General features: G+C 71.6%; 1 pseudogene. It reads left to right on the top strand.

Annotated features, from left to right (window positions below):
* Positions 1-243: pseudogene (locus FQ755_RS37430) on the top strand (flagellar basal body P-ring formation protein FlgA); the annotation flags it as partial.

Genomic DNA, 243 nt, shown 5'->3' with positions numbered 1-243 from the left:
GCTCAGGCGGCGCAACGCGAACAGGCCGTGCAGGCGCTGCAGCGCCTGCAGACCACGCAAGCGGCGGCAGCCGCTGCCCAGTCGGCCGCTCAATCGGCCGCCCAGTTGGCCGCACAGACCGCCGCAGCGAATCAGGCGGCTCAGGCGGCGCAAGCCGCCCAGCCGGTCCCCGCCGGTCAGGAAGACGGCGAGCTGATCCATGCCGCCGCGCTCGACTATCTCAAGCAACAGGTCAACGGCTTG

Origin of the sequence: Paraburkholderia sp. BCC1885, assembly GCF_900996235.1 — a bacterium.
Taxonomy (GTDB): domain Bacteria; phylum Pseudomonadota; class Gammaproteobacteria; order Burkholderiales; family Burkholderiaceae; genus Paraburkholderia.
The sequence above is the reverse complement of the archived record's forward strand: the minus strand, read 5'-3'. Positions and strand labels throughout refer to the sequence as shown.